13 protein-coding genes and 2 tRNA genes are annotated in these 17,164 nt (G+C 35.3%); 6 read left to right on the top strand and 9 right to left on the bottom strand.

Annotation, left to right across the window (positions count from 1 at the left end; all coding sequences use genetic code 11):
• Positions 1-47: 47 nt before the first annotated feature.
• Positions 48-2,621, bottom strand: coding sequence for an AsmA-like C-terminal region-containing protein (locus J2X31_RS01580; protein ID WP_310023849.1), 2,574 nt, complete (start codon positions 2,619-2,621; stop codon positions 48-50).
• Between the two features lie 93 nt (positions 2,622-2,714).
• Positions 2,715-4,475 carry a signal peptide peptidase SppA gene (gene sppA, locus J2X31_RS01575; protein ID WP_310023847.1) on the bottom strand — a complete coding sequence of 587 codons (1,761 nt, stop codon included), beginning with the start codon at positions 4,473-4,475 and terminating at the stop codon, positions 2,715-2,717.
• A 115-nt stretch (positions 4,476-4,590) separates the two neighbouring features.
• On the opposite strand from sppA, the gene folK reads away from it, so the two are divergent.
• Positions 4,591-5,727: a 2-amino-4-hydroxy-6-hydroxymethyldihydropteridine diphosphokinase gene (folK, locus tag J2X31_RS01570; protein ID WP_310023844.1), complete on the top strand. Its 1,137-nt coding sequence runs from the start codon at positions 4,591-4,593 to the stop codon at positions 5,725-5,727.
• 14 nt (positions 5,728-5,741) lie between these two features.
• On the opposite strand, the gene J2X31_RS01565 is transcribed toward folK, so the two are convergent.
• On the bottom strand, positions 5,742-6,278 hold the full coding sequence (locus J2X31_RS01565) for an RNA methyltransferase (protein WP_310023841.1): 537 nt from the start codon (positions 6,276-6,278) through the stop codon (positions 5,742-5,744).
• A gap of 70 nt (positions 6,279-6,348) precedes the next feature.
• Complete coding sequence (locus tag J2X31_RS01560; protein ID WP_310023839.1) at positions 6,349-6,843, bottom strand: DUF1573 domain-containing protein; 495 nt, start codon at positions 6,841-6,843, stop codon at positions 6,349-6,351.
• 160 nt (positions 6,844-7,003) lie between these two features.
• On the opposite strand from J2X31_RS01560, the gene mutS reads away from it, so the two are divergent.
• From mutS to J2X31_RS01540, 4 genes are all read left to right on the top strand, one after another.
• Entirely contained in the window at positions 7,004-9,610 is a 2,607-nt protein-coding gene (gene mutS / locus J2X31_RS01555; RefSeq protein WP_310023837.1) for a DNA mismatch repair protein MutS, read from the top strand.
• Positions 9,611-9,763: 153 nt separating this feature from the next.
• Positions 9,764-9,836, top strand: a tRNA-Gly gene (locus tag J2X31_RS01550).
• A gap of 79 nt (positions 9,837-9,915) precedes the next feature.
• A tRNA-Leu gene (locus tag J2X31_RS01545) sits at positions 9,916-10,001 on the top strand.
• A gap of 102 nt (positions 10,002-10,103) precedes the next feature.
• Entirely contained in the window at positions 10,104-10,454 is a 351-nt protein-coding gene (locus J2X31_RS01540) for a DUF1508 domain-containing protein (RefSeq protein WP_310023835.1), read from the top strand.
• Positions 10,455-10,516: 62 nt separating this feature from the next.
• Here the strand turns inward: J2X31_RS01540 and J2X31_RS01535 are convergent, their stop codons facing one another.
• The 5 genes from J2X31_RS01535 to J2X31_RS01515 all read right to left on the bottom strand — a co-directional run bounded on the left by J2X31_RS01535 (position 10,517) and on the right by J2X31_RS01515 (position 15,894).
• A complete protein-coding gene (locus J2X31_RS01535) occupies positions 10,517-10,711 on the bottom strand; it encodes a hypothetical protein (RefSeq protein WP_310023832.1) in 195 nt (64 codons plus the stop codon).
• A gap of 217 nt (positions 10,712-10,928) precedes the next feature.
• Positions 10,929-13,070, bottom strand: a complete 2,142-nt coding sequence (locus J2X31_RS01530) for a S46 family peptidase (protein ID WP_310023830.1) — start codon at positions 13,068-13,070, stop codon at positions 10,929-10,931.
• A gap of 263 nt (positions 13,071-13,333) precedes the next feature.
• Entirely contained in the window at positions 13,334-13,786 is a 453-nt protein-coding gene (locus J2X31_RS01525; RefSeq protein ID WP_310023827.1) for a GNAT family N-acetyltransferase, read from the bottom strand.
• A gap of 304 nt (positions 13,787-14,090) precedes the next feature.
• Positions 14,091-14,543, bottom strand: a complete 453-nt coding sequence (tnpA, locus tag J2X31_RS01520) for an IS200/IS605 family transposase (RefSeq protein ID WP_310023825.1) — start codon at positions 14,541-14,543, stop codon at positions 14,091-14,093.
• Between the two features lie 115 nt (positions 14,544-14,658).
• Positions 14,659-15,894 (bottom strand): 3-deoxy-D-manno-octulosonic acid transferase, encoded by a 1,236-nt coding sequence (locus J2X31_RS01515; RefSeq protein ID WP_310023823.1) that lies wholly within the window; start codon positions 15,892-15,894, stop codon positions 14,659-14,661.
• Positions 15,895-16,028: 134 nt separating this feature from the next.
• Here J2X31_RS01515 and J2X31_RS01510 point away from each other — a divergent pair, with 134 nt between their 5' ends.
• The gene (locus J2X31_RS01510; RefSeq protein WP_310023822.1) at positions 16,029-17,162 is read left to right on the top strand and encodes a DegT/DnrJ/EryC1/StrS family aminotransferase; all 1,134 of its coding nucleotides are present in this window, start codon (positions 16,029-16,031) and stop codon (positions 17,160-17,162) included.
• The last annotated feature ends 2 nt before the right edge of the window (positions 17,163-17,164 follow it).

The following is a 17,164-nucleotide window of genomic DNA, read 5'->3' as shown; positions in this document are numbered from 1 at the left end:
AGCCTGTAACAATAAAATTACAGGCTTTTGGATATAAACATAAATTATTATTTCTTCTTCCCAAAGATGTCTTTGATGGCATTCGTCACCTTTTCCTTGGTTTCCTCTTTCTTGGTTTGAGTTTTGGTCGTATCCTTTTGAGTGTTATTATTGATAAGATTTTCCAAAGCCTTTGTTCCCTGATTCACCAATTTTTCTTTTTGCTGTTGCACCAATTGATTGGCCAAATTTGTTACTGCCGCTTTCATATCTGTAGAAACTTTAGGGTTTTTAAAGTTACCCGTCAAGACAGCATTTACAGGTACATTTTCCAATTTAGCAGCATCAGCTGGTGATAATTTTGCAATTAGATTATTAACTTCGGTACCTAAGTATTTAGCAGGAACGTTAAACTTCACATTGTAATCCATCGATTGATCAAAACCGTGCGAACCACCGATGTTCACTTTTATATCCTGGTATTTTAGGTCAAATGGTTTCACATTCACTTTTCCATTTTCAAAAGTCAGTGCCGCTTTCAAATCGTTCAGGTTTAATTTCTTCAAATCAATAAACTTAACGTTCGAACTCAATGCTGTCAACAATTTTGAATTATCTGGATTTACCGTCGTAGAAAGCAATTGTCCCAGTAAATCTCCCGTTAGGGTTTTTAAATCGGGAGTCATTTCCTTCGCATCAAGGTTTCCTGATAGTTTTATGGTTGAATTAAATTTCCCATCAATAATTCCTGCAATTGGAGCAATGTTTTTCAGCATTTCCAATTGGGTGAAGGTTTGCTGGATGTCAACCGTATTCAATCCTAAATTCATATTGAAAACCGGTACTTTTCCTTTTGTAGAAACATCTCCCGTAGCAGTAATAATTCCTCCGAAAATAGATGTCTTCAGATTTTGCAACGATACTTTCTCGTCTTTTACAATCAATTTACCGGTTACGTTTTTCAGATTTAAATTATCATAAACTACTGAATTTGCAGCAGCATTTAAAGAAACATTAATCAATTTAGGAATCTTCACTTCTTCGGTTGTAGTTGTTTTATTGTTGACAGTCGTTTCTGTTTTAGTCATAAAATCGCTCACCAAAAGCTGGTTGGAATTCATGTTGAAGTTCCCTCTCAATTCTTGGTTTTTAAAGGCATAACCCAAATAGTTTTCTACCGTTCCATTGATTTGTATGTCGGTTTTTCCGGTAGTCATTTCCAGCTGTTGCAGGTTGATTTTCTGATTCGAAAATTGAGCAGAAGCCGTGTTGATGGTATAGGTTTTCTTTTCTGCATCAACATATTTGAAACCCGTGATATTGGCCGTTCCAGAAGCTAGAATATTGTCGTAGTTATTGGTTTCCACCGATTTCATGTCAAATTTCGTCTTGATGTCGGCCTTTAAAATTCCTGTAAGTGGAGTGTCTAATTTTATAGGATAAGCTTTTGAAATATTCGCCAAATTCATAGTTCCTTTTAAAGTGGCGTCAATCAAAGGATTTTCGGTAATGTTTCTGATATTAGCTTTTGCATCAAAAACATCCTGGTCGATTCTAAATGAAAGTTTGTCCAAATTCACATAAGTATCATTCAAAACTCCAGTTTCGTTGATGATTTTAGTGTCAATTACAATATTCTGAACCGATTTTGGCAAGTCAGGATATTGGAAAGAAGCATTGTTTGAAGCAATTGCCAAATTGAATTTCGGAATAGTTGTTTCCGATTGCAATCCTTTTGCAAAACCTACAATAGAGAAATCTCCAGTTGTTTTCACGTTCTCCAAACTCCCTGAATAGGCAGAAGGAATCAATCCCAAGAAATTCTGAAAGCTGGAAGTTGGCGTTTTAAATTTCAAATCATATTCCTGTCCGGCTTCCACAAGTTGGATCGAACCGTCAAATTCCAAAGGCAATTTGTTGATCAAGGCTTTATTGTCCTTAAAAGTATATTTGCTGTTTTCCAAATCGATTCCTAAAACGGCATCAAGCGTCAAGGCAACATTTTTCATATAGTTGGTCTTGTCCATATCCAACGAAATTTTTGCCGTGGTTTTGGTGTCCAAATCTAGTTTTGATTCGGCAAAATTCCCAGTTCCGGTATGGTTCAAACTATCAATAACCATTTTAATTTTTGAACGTTCGTCGAAATATTTAAAACGAAGATTTTCTATTTCATAATTCTGAATGTTCATTGCAAAAGGCTTACTTTCAGAAGTATCAGGCTTGTCTTTGTCGTCCTTAATGGCGATATCGAAATTGCCTATTCCATTCTTGTCGAAAAGAATATTTACGACCCCATTTGTAGATGAAAACGACTCGATGTTCATCGCTTCGCCATCGCCTTTAAAAAGTTCCTTTACAGACATTTTTAAATTTACTTCGCCAGAATAGAACAAAGTGTCTCCAGCAAATGGAGCTTTGTTGATGATGCTCAATTTGTCAATCGTAACATTTGCCTGCGGAAAACTTTTCAGCAAACTCAAATCAACGTCTTCGAAAGCAACGGTGGCATCAACATTTTCATTGATTGCCTTCACAATCATTTCTTTTATTTTGTCTTTAAACAAAAACGGTATCGAAACTAAAGCAATCAAGGCGATCACAATAAAGATACCCAAGCCTTTAAGAATCTTCTTTATCATATTGGATGTTTTTTTATGACAAAATTATCAAATAGTAAGCCAACTTATCTAATAAAATTAAATAAGTTGGCTTAAAAATAACTTTTATTGAGTTTATTTAATATTGATGTTAAAAGACATCTTCGTTTGAACGCCTATTTGAGAGCTCATCTTTTTGAGTTCGTTCAAAATCAGGTAATTTTCTTCGCCAATTTCTTCTTTGATGAGATTCTCTTTTGTTTGGGCAAAAGGGAAGCGGGCAAACATTTCCCCGAAGGTTTTTTCGTATTCTGGAAAGTTTTGTGTTTTATATTCCTTGATTTTTGCCAGTTGGGAAGCTTCTTTTAATGCATCTTCCATCCCGCCAATTTTATCAATAAGTCCAATCTTTAGAGCTTCGGAACCCGACCAAACACGACCTTGAGCAATTGCATCCACCTGATCAAACGTCATTTTTCTTCCAGAAGCTACACGTTGAACAAAAGTCGTATAAACTCTTTCAACACTTTCTTGAGTTACGTTCCTAAAGTTTTCACTCAAAGGAACAAACGGACTGTAATCAGCAGCATTTTTGTGGGTATTCACTTGTTCTACATTGATTCCGATTCTGTTCGTCAAGGTTGTGAAATTTGGCAACATCCCAAACACACCGATAGAACCCGTTATGGTGTTTTCTTCTGCATAAATTTTATTGGCGTTGCAAGCAATGTAATATCCTCCAGAAGCAGCTACATTCCCCATTGAAACCACAACTGGTTTTACTTTTTTTGTCAACTCAATTTCCCTCCAAATTAATTCTGATGTCAAGGCACTTCCACCTGGACTGTCAATTCGGAGTACAATTGCTTTCACGTTTTTGTCCTTTCTAGCTTCCTGCAACGAACGTCGCATCGAGCCTTCTCCGATATAATTCACATCGCCTTCACCACTATTGATTTCGCCTTGAGCATAAATAATGGCGATTTTGTTTTTCGAACTCGATTTTTTTCCAGTTGTCATGTTCTTGAATGCATAATCAGAAATCGATACCGAATTATAATCTTTGTCCTTTTTAACTTTCAAAGCCTTACGAATTCCGTTGTGGTATTCGTCTTCATAAGCAATCTTGTCAATTAATTTTTGAGATTTTGCCATTTCTGGAGTTCTAGCCAAAAGTCCGTCGGCAATTACATTCAATTGCTCAAGCGGAATATTTCTGGATTTAGATATATCGGTTGCAACCGAATTCCAAACAGAATTCAACAATGTTGAAACCTGTTCACGATTGGCATCGCTCATTTTGTTTTCCAAAAATGGCTCAACCGCACTTTTGTATTTTCCGTGACGGATGACCTCCATCTTCACACCTGATTTTTCCTGCAAATCTTTAAAGAACATCAATTCTGATGAAAGTCCTTTAAAATCCATTTGGCCAACCGGATTCAAATAAATCGTATCGGCAACAGAATTCATATAATATTCTTTCTGGGTATAATAATCGGCATAGGCAACCACGAATTTGCCTGATTTTTTAAAGTCTTCCAGAGCATTTCTTAAGGCTTTGCTTTGTGCCAATCCTGGCATAAAATGATTGTTTAAAATCGAAATTCCTTTAATTTTTTCGTCTTCTTTTGCACTTTTGATGGCATCAATTACATCTGAAATCCCCACATTTTTTCCTTCTGAAAATAAAGTTATCAAAGGATCCTTGTATTTTCCAGCATAATCATTCGATATGTTCTCTAAATCAAGTTCAATGATCGAATCACTTTTTACGGTTACAGTTTCTGAATCGCCTCCAAAAATGGCTCCGATGATTACTATTCCAAAGAAAAATATCATCATAAATAAGAACAAACCTACAATGGTTGCTAAAACATTTCCTAAAAATCGCATACTATATTTATTTTTAGGGTTAGTCTGTAAAAGTTGAAAAATGTTACAGTGAAAAGTGCTTCATAACTTATAATTGATGCTTCATATTTAAAAATGTTTTCCTTAATTTGTAGTTATGAACATGCAAAATCAGGTCATTTTATCAATCGGAAGCAATCAAGGAGAAAAACTTGAAAACATAAAAAAATGTATCGATTTGATACATAATGAAATAGGGACTGTGGTTCGGGTCTCAAAATTATACGAGTCGCCATCTTGGGGTTTTGAGAGTGATGATTTTTATAATTGTGCGGTTTTGATGCATTCTGATAAATCTGCAGAAATAATTTTATCAGAAATTTTAAATCTTGAAAATAAATTAGGAAGGAATCGAAACGAAAGCCAGGGTTATCAGGACAGAACAATCGATATTGATATCATTGCTTTTAACAATGAAAGTATTATAACAGAAAACCTGCAGATTCCGCATCCCGAAATGCAAAACAGATTATTTGTTTTGTTGCCGATGAACGATTTGAAGTCAGATTTTTTTCATCCAAATTTAAATAAGAATATAAAGGAATTGCTTTCGATAGCTACAGATAAAAGTGAATGTAGAGCAGTTTCAGAGCTTGAAGCACCTTTGCAAAATTTCAATCTGAATCAATTCAATTATATTGCCATAGAAGGAAATATTGGTGCAGGAAAAACAACTTTGACCACAAGAATTGCGGAAGATTTTAATGCAAAAACTGTCTTGGAACGTTTTGCAGATAATCCGTTTTTGCCTAAATTTTACAAAGACCAAAGCCGATATGCCTTTTCGTTGGAGATGTCTTTTTTGGCCGATCGCTATCAGCAATTATCCGATGATTTGGCTCAATTCGATCTGTTCAAGGATTTTATCGTGGCCGATTATCATATTTTCAAGTCGCTCATTTTTGCAAAAGTAACCTTGGCGGAAGATGAATATCGTTTGTACAGGAAGCTTTTTGATATCATCTACAAAGAAATGCCAAAACCCGATTTGTATGTTTATTTGTATCAGAACACGGAAAGATTGTTGCAAAACATCAAGCGAAGAGGACGAACCTATGAACAAGAAATACAACCTGAATATTTGGAAAAAATCAACAGCGGTTATCTGGATTACATAAAATCACAACCCGATTTGAATGTATTGATTATTGATGTTTCCGATAAAGATTTCGTGAACAATCAAGAAGATTATATTTTTGTTTTGGAGGAAATTCGAACGAAAATCAAAAAATAATTCCAATTAAAAGCTTAATTGGAATTATATAATTTTCTAAATAAATCCCAGATTACAATTCCGGCACTTACTGAAATATTCAAGGAATGTTTGGTTCCAAGTTGAGGAATTTCTATACAGCCATCACACAAGGCTACTGCTTCCTGCGAAACGCCGTAGACCTCATTTCCAAAAACCAATGCGTATTTTTTACCAGCTTTGATTTCGAAATTTTGTAAAAAAACAGCACTTTCAACTTGTTCGACAGCGAAAACTTGAACACCTTTATTTTTCACATTTTCAATAACTTCCAAAACATTTTTGTGATGTTCCCAATCAACAGTTTCTGTTGCTCCAAGAGCTGTCTTATGGATTTCCTTGTTTGGAGGTGTTGCTGTGATGCCACACAAATATATTTTTTCTATCAAGAAGGCATCGGCAGTTCTAAAAACGGAACCTATGTTGTGAAGGCTTCGGATGTCGTCCAGGATAATAATGATTGGGGTTTTCACTGCCGTTTTAAAATCCTCGACAGATTTTCTTTCAAGTTCGTTGTTTTCCAGCTTTCGCATAATTGGTAGTTTGCTTAAACACAAAAAAAGCTCCCAAAGAGGAAGCTTTTTGTTTATTTTTATTTATAATTTAGCTTTTAGGAGCGTCTGCTTTTGCAGGAGCACTTGGATCAGCTAAAACATTTCCTTTGATAGTAAGGGTTTTAGTTGGATTCGCAGCATTTGTAGTCAACGTGATTGTTTTGTTGAATGCTTGACCGCCTCTTCCAGTATCGTATTTTACACCAATAACAGCTTTAGCGCCTGGAGCAATAGGCTCTTTTGGCCAAGTAGGAACTGTACAACCACAAGATCCTTGTGCATTTTTGATGATTAATGGCTCAGTTCCATTATTTGTGAAAACAAATTCACGTTTTCCATCAGATTTGAATTCAACTGTTCCGTAGTCAATCGTTTCGCTTTCGAAAAGAATTCCAGGACCTGTAACTTTTGGAGCTTCAACTTTAGTTGTCGTCGTCGTTGTTTTAGTTGCTTTAGTTTTTACTTTTTTAGAAGATTCTTGAGCATAAGAACCACTGAAAGACAATAAAGCAATTGCTGAAAATAATACTATTCCTTTTTTCATTTTATGTAGATTTAAATTTTTTAATTTATATAAGCAAATTTAGGAAAAAATAATATTGTCGTTGTTAATGACTTGTTAACGACTTGCAAATGTAAATTCATTAGGGTTTTCAACTATAAAATTATAAATTCGTAGCTTCTAATTTTTAATTGCAAAAGCCTTGTCGTCAAAAGAAAAAACCCCGAAAGAAACCCCGTTAATGAAGCAATACAACGAAATCAAAAGGAAATATCCTGATGCTTGTTTGCTGTTTAGAGTCGGAGATTTTTATGAAACATTTGGCGAAGATGCCGTTCGTGCTTCAAAGATTCTGGGTATTACCTTGACTAAAAGAGGTGCTGGTTCTGAAACTGAAACGGCTTTGGCTGGATTTCCACATCATTCTTTGAATACGTATTTACCCAAATTAGTGAAAGCAGGACTTCGTGTGGCTATTTGTGATCAATTGGAAGACCCGAAGATGACCAAAACCATCGTGAAACGCGGTGTTACAGAGCTTGTTACTCCAGGAGTTTCAATGAACGATGAAGTTTTGCAATCGAAATCCAATAATTTCTTGGCTTCGATTTATTTCGGGAAAAAGACAATTGGTGTTTCCTTTTTGGATGTTTCAACTGGTGAATTCTTGACTGCTCAAGGAAACGACGAATATATTGATAAGCTTTTGCAGAATTTTAATCCGAGTGAAGTCTTAGTTCCAAAACAAAACAAAGGCGATTTCAAGGAAATTTTTGGCGAAGATTTTCATAATTTTTATTTAGAAGATTGGATATATAAAGAAGATTACGCTTTTGAAACTTTGACAAATCATTTTCAAACCGTTTCTCTAAAAGGTTTTGGAATTGAAGAATTAAGCGAAGGTATCATTGCTTCAGGAGCGATTTTATATTATTTGTCAGAAACGCAACACAATAGAGTTCAGCACATTACATCTATTCAAAGAATTGCCGAAGATGCTTATGTTTGGATGGACCGCTTTACGATTCGAAATTTAGAATTATACCAAAGTTATAATCCTAACGCTGTTACGCTTTTAGATGTCATAGACAGGACGCTTTCGCCGATGGGCGGTCGTTTGTTAAAAAGATGGTTGGCTTTGCCTCTAAAAGATATAAATAAAATAAGAAATCGTCATGAAGTAGTTTCGTATCTGAATGAAAATCAAGAAGTTTTAAAAAATATCCAATATCAAATCAAACAAATTTCAGATCTGGAACGTTTGATTTCTAAGATTGCAACAGGAAAAGTCAGTCCAAGGGAAGTAGTATATTTAAAAGAATCTCTTGATGCAATCATTCCCATCAAAAGTTTGGCACTTGAAAGCAAAAATGAAGCCGTCAAAATCATCGGCGACAGCCTTCACAGTTGTGATTTATTACGCGAAAAAATAAAAACGACTTTAAATCAAGACGCTCCAGTTGCGGTTGCAAAAGGAAACGCGATTGCCAAAGGCGTGAATGCCGAATTGGACGATTTAAGGGCGATTTCAACTTCTGGAAAAGAATATTTGGAAGGAATTGAAAGACGCGAATCGGAGAAAACGGGAATTTCATCGTTAAAAATTTCGTTCAATAACGTTTTTGGATATTATATCGAAGTGCGAAACACCCATAAAGATAAAGTTCCAGCAGAATGGATTCGAAAGCAAACCCTCGTGAATGCTGAGCGATACATTACCGAGGAATTGAAAGAATATGAAACCAAGATTTTAGGAGCCGAAGAAAAAATTTATAAACTTGAAGTAGAGCTTTTTGAGCAATTGGTGGGTTGGATTGCCACATATATAAAACCCGTTCAGTTGAATGCAAATTTGGTGGCACAATTGGATTGCTTGACTTCATTCACACAGCTTGCGATAGAAAATAAATATGTATGTCCGGAACTAGACGACACATTTGAACTAGAAATTAAGAATGGTCGTCATCCTGTGATTGAAAAACAATTGCCGGTTGGTGTTCCCTATATTGCAAATGATGTTTTTTTAGATAGGGAAGTGCAACAGTTGATTATGATTACAGGTCCGAATATGTCTGGTAAATCGGCAATTCTTAGACAAACCGCTTTGATTGTACTTCTGGCTCAAATGGGAAGTTTTGTTCCTGCCGATTCTGTTAGGATGGGTGTTGTGGATAAGATTTTTACCAGAGTCGGAGCTTCAGATAATATTTCGATGGGAGAATCGACTTTTATGGTCGAGATGAACGAGACAGCTTCGATTTTGAACAATATTTCAGACAGAAGTCTAGTTCTTTTGGATGAAATTGGTCGAGGAACAAGTACGTATGACGGAATTTCAATCGCTTGGGCCATTGCAGAATATCTGCACGAACATCCTTCAAAACCAAAGACATTATTCGCGACACACTACCATGAGTTGAATGAAATGACCGATATTTTGCCACGCATTCAAAATTATAATGTTTCGGTAAAAGAATTAAAAGATACAGTTCTATTTATAAGAAAATTGGTAAAAGGAGGAAGTGCTCATAGTTTTGGAATTCACGTTGCAAAAATGGCCGGAATGCCACAAACTGTAATATTGAAAGCACAGAAGCTTCTGAAGAAATTGGAAAAAGACCATTCAGGAGAAGCCTTAAACGGTATAAAATCGGCAAAGGAAGAAATCCAGATGAGTTTTTTCAATTTAGATGATCCTTTATTAGAAGAAATAAAAGATGAAATTCTAAATCTAGACATCAATACCTTGACTCCTGTTGAAGCTTTGATGAAGCTTAATGAAATCAAAAGAATGCTGACGAAAAAATAGTTTTCAAAGCAGAAAGAAGTAAAAACTACGTTATCAGAAGGTTATGTGATTAATGTAATTTTTTTCAAAAAAACGTTTGCAGAAGTAAATAATTGTACTACATTTGCATCCGCAATACCGAACAAGTATTGTAGTTCTTTTAGAATTTGAAATGCGAAAATAGCTCAGTTGGTAGAGCGCGACCTTGCCAAGGTCGAGGTCGCGGGTTCGAGCCCCGTTTTTCGCTCAAAAACCATACATGCTTCGATGGTGAGATATATTTAATTAATTTTTTTAAAAAATTATATCAAACATAAAAGCAAAATGCTCGGATGGTGAAATTGGTAGACACGCTGGACTTAAAATCCAGTGAACAGCAATGTTCGTGCGGGTTCAAGTCCCGCTCTGAGTACAAAAGCTCGTAATGAAAATTACGAGCTTTTTTTATTTATACTATTCAATAATTTTCTAAAGTTTTAAATTGTAATTTCAACAATTCTTATTTAAAAAAAATATGGGAGCTTTCGTTATCACGAAAAAAGATGAAGATCATTACAAGTTCGTTTATACCTCTAGAAAGGGCAAGATTGTCTTCTCAAGCGCGACCTATGAGTTGAAAATGGATATTGAAGATGATATAGCGTTGATAAAAGAGAATGCTGAAACCGCTTTCTGTATGAAATTCAAAACTTCGAGAGGACAATTTTTCTACAGATTAATTATCAACGACAAGGTTTATGCTACAAGTAGAAAGTTTAGTACTGCATTGCGACTTGAAAAAGGGATTGCAGAGGTCAAGCTATATGTTCCCAAAGCAGAAACGTTAGATTTTTCTGGGGCAGATATTTTTGCAGACCAAGAATAAAAAAGTTGAGAGCAAAAAAAATCCTGCTAAAAGCAGGATTGATTTTTTACTAGGAACTAGAATTACTCAGCTGTTGTAGTTGTAGTAGTTGTAGTTGTAGTGTCAACTGAAGTAGTATCAACAGCAGGAGCTTCAACTTCTGGAGCTACAACTTCTGTTTCTTCAACTGTAGTTTCTTCTGTTTTAGTTTCTTTACAAGATACGAAAGAAACGCTCAATGCTACTACTAATGCTAAACTTAAAAATACTTTTTTCATCTTACTTAATTATAAAAGGTTAATTATTAATTCGAGGCAAAGATATAAATTTTTTATTATGATTATTTTTTTTTGAAAATATTTTTTAAAAAATAAATTCCCCTGCAACGTCAAAACAATTTACAATTACTGTGCCAAAAATATAAAACACTAAAAAAAAGTTAATAGATGTTAATTTTATTATCAAAAAACCTCCAAACGCCTCTATTTTAGGTGTTTATTTTTTCTTTTTAGGATGGACTAATTTCATTTCATCAATTAAGTTCTTCGCTCCAGCATATTTATCGATGATAAAAAGCACATATCGCATATCCACCATGATGTTTCTGCAGATGGATGGATCATAATAAATATCGCTCATAGTTCCTTCCCAAACCCTGTCGAAGTTCAATCCAATTAAATTTCCTTTCGCATCAAGAGCCGGGCTTCCAGAATTACCTCCTGTTGTGTGGTTCGTTCCGATGAAGTTTACAGGCATTTTTCCTTTTTCGCCATACTGACCATAATCTTTTGTTTTATACAAATCAATCAATTTTGCAGGAACATCAAATTCATAATCGCCTGGAATATATTTTTCCATCACACCGTCCAAATAGGTTACAGGGGTGTATAATGTGGCATCTTTAGGTTCATATCCTTTTACCTTTCCGTAAGTAACCCTCAAAGTACTATTGGCATCGGGAAAAATCCTAGAATCTTTGTTCAGCTCTAATTGGGCTTTCATGTAAGTACGTTGCAAAGCTGTAATTTTCATATTGATTTCCTCATATTTCGGATTCACATCTTTCAAGAAAACATCCGCCATTGCTTTTACAACTTGAAAACCTTTGTCGTTATTCAAATTTGCTAAAACAGTTTTTGTATCTCCTTTCAATAACTCCTTCACGCCATCATAAGTGGTCAGTCTTGACTGTCCATAAACTTCAGTAGCCAATTTCGAAGCATCGATATTGTTTAAACTTTGTGGTAAAAACTGTTTTGGAGATTTTGTAGCATACAAATCAATCAACTGCTCGAAAACTTTCTCATCAACCTTTGCATTGAAGTCTTTGTAGAAAGCACCCAATCCATCAACCAAATTATTTCTTCTATCATTGAAAGATTGTTCGCCTCTCAAGTTATAGATTTGCTCCAATTGATACATTTTATAGGCCAATCCAAGCATTTCAGTATTCCTCAAAACCGTTTCCGTAAAATAATCTCTACTTAAAGAATAAGGAAGTATTTCAGTATAATTCTTTTCAAAATCAGCCAACAAATTACCATATTCAGCCTGTTTCCCAGCTTTTACAACCTTCTCTTGAAACTCTTTTTCTTGTTGCTTTTTAACCGCAACCGCATTCGATTTAATCAAACCTTGCGTTTCACCCATCCATTTTTTCCAATAATTGGCAATACTTGCATATTTCGAGGCATATTGAATTTTGATAGCCTTATCTTTTCGCATAAAACCATCAGCAACTTTCAAAGCTCGATCGCGAATTTCAACTTTTGCTGGATTCAATTCCTTCACGATTTGGTCGATTGCAACAGCCGGTAAATATTCCGTTGTTCTTCCTGGATAACCAAAAACCAACGTAAAATCATCTTCCGAAACACCATCTAGCGAAATCGGCAAGAAGTGTTTTGGGGTATAAGGAACATTGTCTTTCGAATATTCTGCCGGACGATTGTTCTTATCAGCGTAAATTCTGAAAAGCGAAAAATCGCCCGTATGACGTGGCCAAACCCAGTTGTCAGTATCCGAACCAAATTTCCCAACAGAACTTGGCGGAGCTCCAACCAATCTAACATCCTTGTACGTTTCCGTCAAGAAAAGCATATATTGATTTCCGTCGTAAAACGTACGGATTTTATTTTCCTGCCAGCTTTCTTTCGGTAAAGAATTGGACAACGAAGAAATATTTTGCTGAATTTTTTTCTGTTTATCCGCTTCTAAAAGTTCTTGAGTTCCTTCCAAAACCTGAGTCGTTACATCTTCGATTTTCACGATAAACGTCACAACCAAATCCTTGTTTGGCAACTCGTCTTCCATTTTCAACGCCCAAAAACCATCCGTAATGTAATCGTTTTCAAGTGACGAATGCGACTGGATTTCATCAAAACCACAATGATGATTCGTCAATAAAAGTCCTTTTGGCGAAATTACTTCCGACGTACAACCGCCGTTAAAATGTGGAACCGCATCCTTCAAACTCGATTTATTCACGTCATAAATATCCGAAGCCGACATCTTCATTCCCAGACTTTTCATCTCTTTTTCGTTCATTCCCTTCAGCAACGAAGGAATCCACATTCCGCCTTGTTGGGCCTGAGTTGAAACAACAAATAAAAGGAGCAATACTCTTAAAAACTTCATACAATAATAATTAGGTTAAAAAACAATCCACAAATTGCGAAATCTTCGGCAATATAGTATTTTCAGTTAAAAAAACTGCACAATTAACATTTTGATAAGTCTAAGAAGCGAATCGCTAGGGTTTTTAAATAAAACCATATTCCTGCCTTCCTTCCAAATCTTTTTGTCTCGTTAAAGAAACGAGACAAAAAGGATTTTCCCTCCAGTCAGGGCTATTAGGAAACTTTAGGCACTTTTAATAACCGCAGTTGCCTATATTGTGGTTACAATGGCTTCGGAACAAGCTTCATCAACTTCCGATTATGAACCACGAAATCTTTAGCTAAATATAATTTTTGAGCCATTTCATTATGGCCTTCCACTTCCAAATAAATAATTTTCAACGAAAGCTCAATCGCTTCTTGGTGAATAAAATCCACAACCTGTTTTCCAATTCCCTTTCCACGGGATTTTTCATTCAGATACAATTCATCCAAAAACGCAATCGTTCCTTTATATTCAAAACTAAAAACAAATGTCAGGATTACATAGCCAACGATTTCATCCTCAAAATAAATAAGCCAAGCCCTGCCGAGTTTTTCATTAGCAATAAATTCCTCAAATAAATTTCGGGAAATTTCAACATCAATCGGATAGCCGTCAATCGCATAAAAATCCTGCATCATCGGGAGAATAATGTCAATATTAGTTTTTTGTAGCGGTTTGAATGTTGTCATGTTTTTTTAATATTGTTCTTTGCCTCGTTTTTTCAAAAGGCGTTACCATTTGCTAAATTCTGTCGCCCTTTCAGGGCTACCCAACATTGTGTTTGTTGTCTCCTAATCAATTTCAAAAGGCGTTGCCATTTGCTAGATTCTGTTGCCCTTTCAGGGCTAGTCTTTACTCGATTTTGGGTTGCCTGAAAGGGCAAAATATCCTAGCAAAAGGCAACGCCTTTTATCGCAAAACATACCACGCATTCAACCAGCCCTGAAAGGGCGAAACGTATTAACCTATTAATTGCAATCCGCATCAATAGTATCAATCCCAAACATAACGTTCATCATAATCTACATCATAATCTTTCAAAAACTTTAAATACTCCTGTTGGAAAGTTTTTTTAGAATGATGCTCTTTCTGATTTAAAATATATTGCTTCACAATTTCAATCTGTTTAGGATTAACCGAAAAAGCTCCATAACCACCTTGCCAATAAAAATTTGCATACTGACTACCTTGAGTTTTAATCCATTTTGAAGAACTTTTCTTTACTTCTTCCACAAATTTAATCAACGTAATTTTCTTTGATAGCAAAAATAAGATGTGAATATGGTCTGTATGTCCTCCAATTTGAATAGCGGTGCTTTCTAAATTTTTGCATATTCCACCCATATATTCATATAATTTTTGTTCAATATCAGGATGAATACTGTGCTCTCGATTTTTAGTACTAAAAACCAAATGAATATAATTGTAGGATAATGATTGTGGCATAAAATTATTGTTTTATATCAGGTTTCGATAATTTCGGTTTCATATCGCGATGCGATATGCTAAGTTGTTCAACCCTTTCAGGGTTGATCAGTGTAAATATCGTCAATTTTTTTGCCTATAAATGCTTCAAAATAATCTCCGTTGCATTTTTATTCATCTGAACAAAAGTGCTACAAATATGTCCCTTCTCAAATCGGATATCTTCATTCTGAATCAAATTCTCAAAAGCTTCATTCAGCTCTTTCTGATTTGAAACCGAAACACAACCTTCCATATTAACCAAAGCAATCGCTTCTGCAAAATGCGAGAAATTTGGGCCAATCACAATCGGAACACCAAATGTAGCAGGCTCCAAAATATTATGAACACCCGGATTTCCAAAACCACCACCAACATAGGCGATATCAGCATAACTGTAAATCTTCGTCAAAATTCCAATGGTGTCAATGATAAAGACATCAAAATTTTGTAAGGACAGATCGCGTCCTGTGCCTATTTCCGAAAACAAAACCGTTTTCTTAGAAATGCTATTTTTCAATTGCTTGATTTGGTCTTCCTTAATATTATGTGGAGCGATGATGAATTTTACATTATAATTACCCGAATTGATAAAATCTACCAACAAAGCTTCATCCTTTGGCCACGAACTTCCCACAACAATTGTTAACGTATTATTTTTAAATTCCGAAATAAAATCAAGTGAATTATCTTTCTCCAAAATCGAAGCCACGCGGTCAAATCGTGTATCGCCCGAAACCGTAACATTCGTTTTTCCAATTTTCAACAAAAGTTCTTTTGATTTTGCATTCTGAACAAAAAAGTGTTCAAAAGTATCCAAAGCCTTTCTATAAAATCCACCATACCATTTAAAGAAAACCTGCTTCTCTCTAAAAATCCCAGAGATAAGATAAGTCGGAATTTGTTGTAGCTTCAATTCACTCAAATAATTCGGCCAATATTCATACTTGATAAAGAAAACCAAATCCGGATGAACCGCTTTCACGAATTTTTGAGCATTGCTTTTTGTGTCCAAAGGCAAATAAACAATCACATCCGCCACTTTAGAATTTTTCCGAACCTCATAACCCGAAGGAGAAAAAAACGTCACCACAATCTTATGATTCGGATATTTCTCCTTGATTTTCTCAATGAGAGGCAAACCTTGTTCAAACTCACCTAGTGACGCTGCGTGAAACCAAATTGTTTTATCATTTGGTTGGATTTCATTTGCCAAAGTTGGGAAAACAATCTTCCTTCCCTCAACAAAAAGCTTGATTTTCGAACTGAACAATGCCACGATTTTCACTAAAAAAGAAGCAACCTGAACAACAAGATTATAGAAAAAAAACATATCGATATTTTTGAAAGGCTAAAATAGGGATTCTTGCATTAATTTGAGGTAGGAATATCATTAATGACTATTTTTGTACGTCGTTTAAAAAAAATCAACATTTTTTAAACCTAAAACATTAAATTTAAATGCAAATGAAAAAAATCCAGATGGTTGACCTCAAAGGTCAATATGAAAAAATAAAAGAAACTGTAAACAATTCAATCCAAGAAGTTTTAGACACCAATACTTATATCAACGGACCACAAGTTAGCACCTTTCAAAAAAACCTTGAAAATTATCTTGATGCAAAACACGTGATTCCTTGTGCAAATGGCACTGATGCCTTACAAATTGCAATGATGGCCTTGGATTTGAAACCTGGCGAAGAAGTGATTACAGCCGATTTCACCTTTGCTGCAACCGTTGAAGTTATCGCTTTATTGCAATTGACTCCAGTTTTGGTAGATGTTGAGATTGATTCTTTTAATATTTCCATTGATGCCATCAAGAAAGCCATCACACCAAAAACAAAAGCAATCGTTCCGGTGCATTTATTTGGTCAAGCGGCTAATATGGAGGCGATAATGGGATTGGCAAAAGAACATAATCTATATGTAATTGAAGATAATGCTCAGGCAATTGGGGCCAATTATACTTTTGCAGATGGTTCTAAAAAGAAAGTTGGAACAATTGGTCATGTGGCATCCACATCATTCTTTCCATCTAAAAATTTAGGATGTTATGGAGATGGTGGAGCAATTTTCACCAATGATGATGAATTGGCTCATAAATTAAGAGGAATCGTAAACCACGGAATGTATGTGCGTTACCACCACGATGTAGTTGGTGTAAATTCACGTTTAGACAGTATTCAAGCGGGAGTATTGAATGCAAAACTACCAAATCTTGACACTTATAATACTGAACGTCGTACAGCTGCAAACAAATACAATACGGCACTTTCCGGGCACAAAAATATTATAGTTCCTTCATTTGATTTGAATGGTGACGACCACGTTTTCCATCAATATACTTTAAGGATTATTGATGCTGATAGGGATGCCTTGATGCAGCATTTGCAAAGTAAAGATATTCCTTGTGCTATCTACTATCCAATTCCGTTGCACAGCCAGAAAGCCTATTTGGACACTCGTTACAAGGAAGAAGATTTTCCGGCAACCAACCAATTGGTAAAAGAAGTAATCTCACTTCCGATGCATACGGAGCTGGAGGACGAACAAATTAAATTCATTACCGATAGTATTTTAGAGTTCTTAAATAAATAATT

This window comes from Flavobacterium arsenatis (genome assembly GCF_031456785.1).
In the GTDB taxonomy this organism is placed as follows: domain Bacteria; phylum Bacteroidota; class Bacteroidia; order Flavobacteriales; family Flavobacteriaceae; genus Flavobacterium; species Flavobacterium arsenatis.
This window is presented reverse-complemented; position numbering and strand designations above follow the sequence as displayed.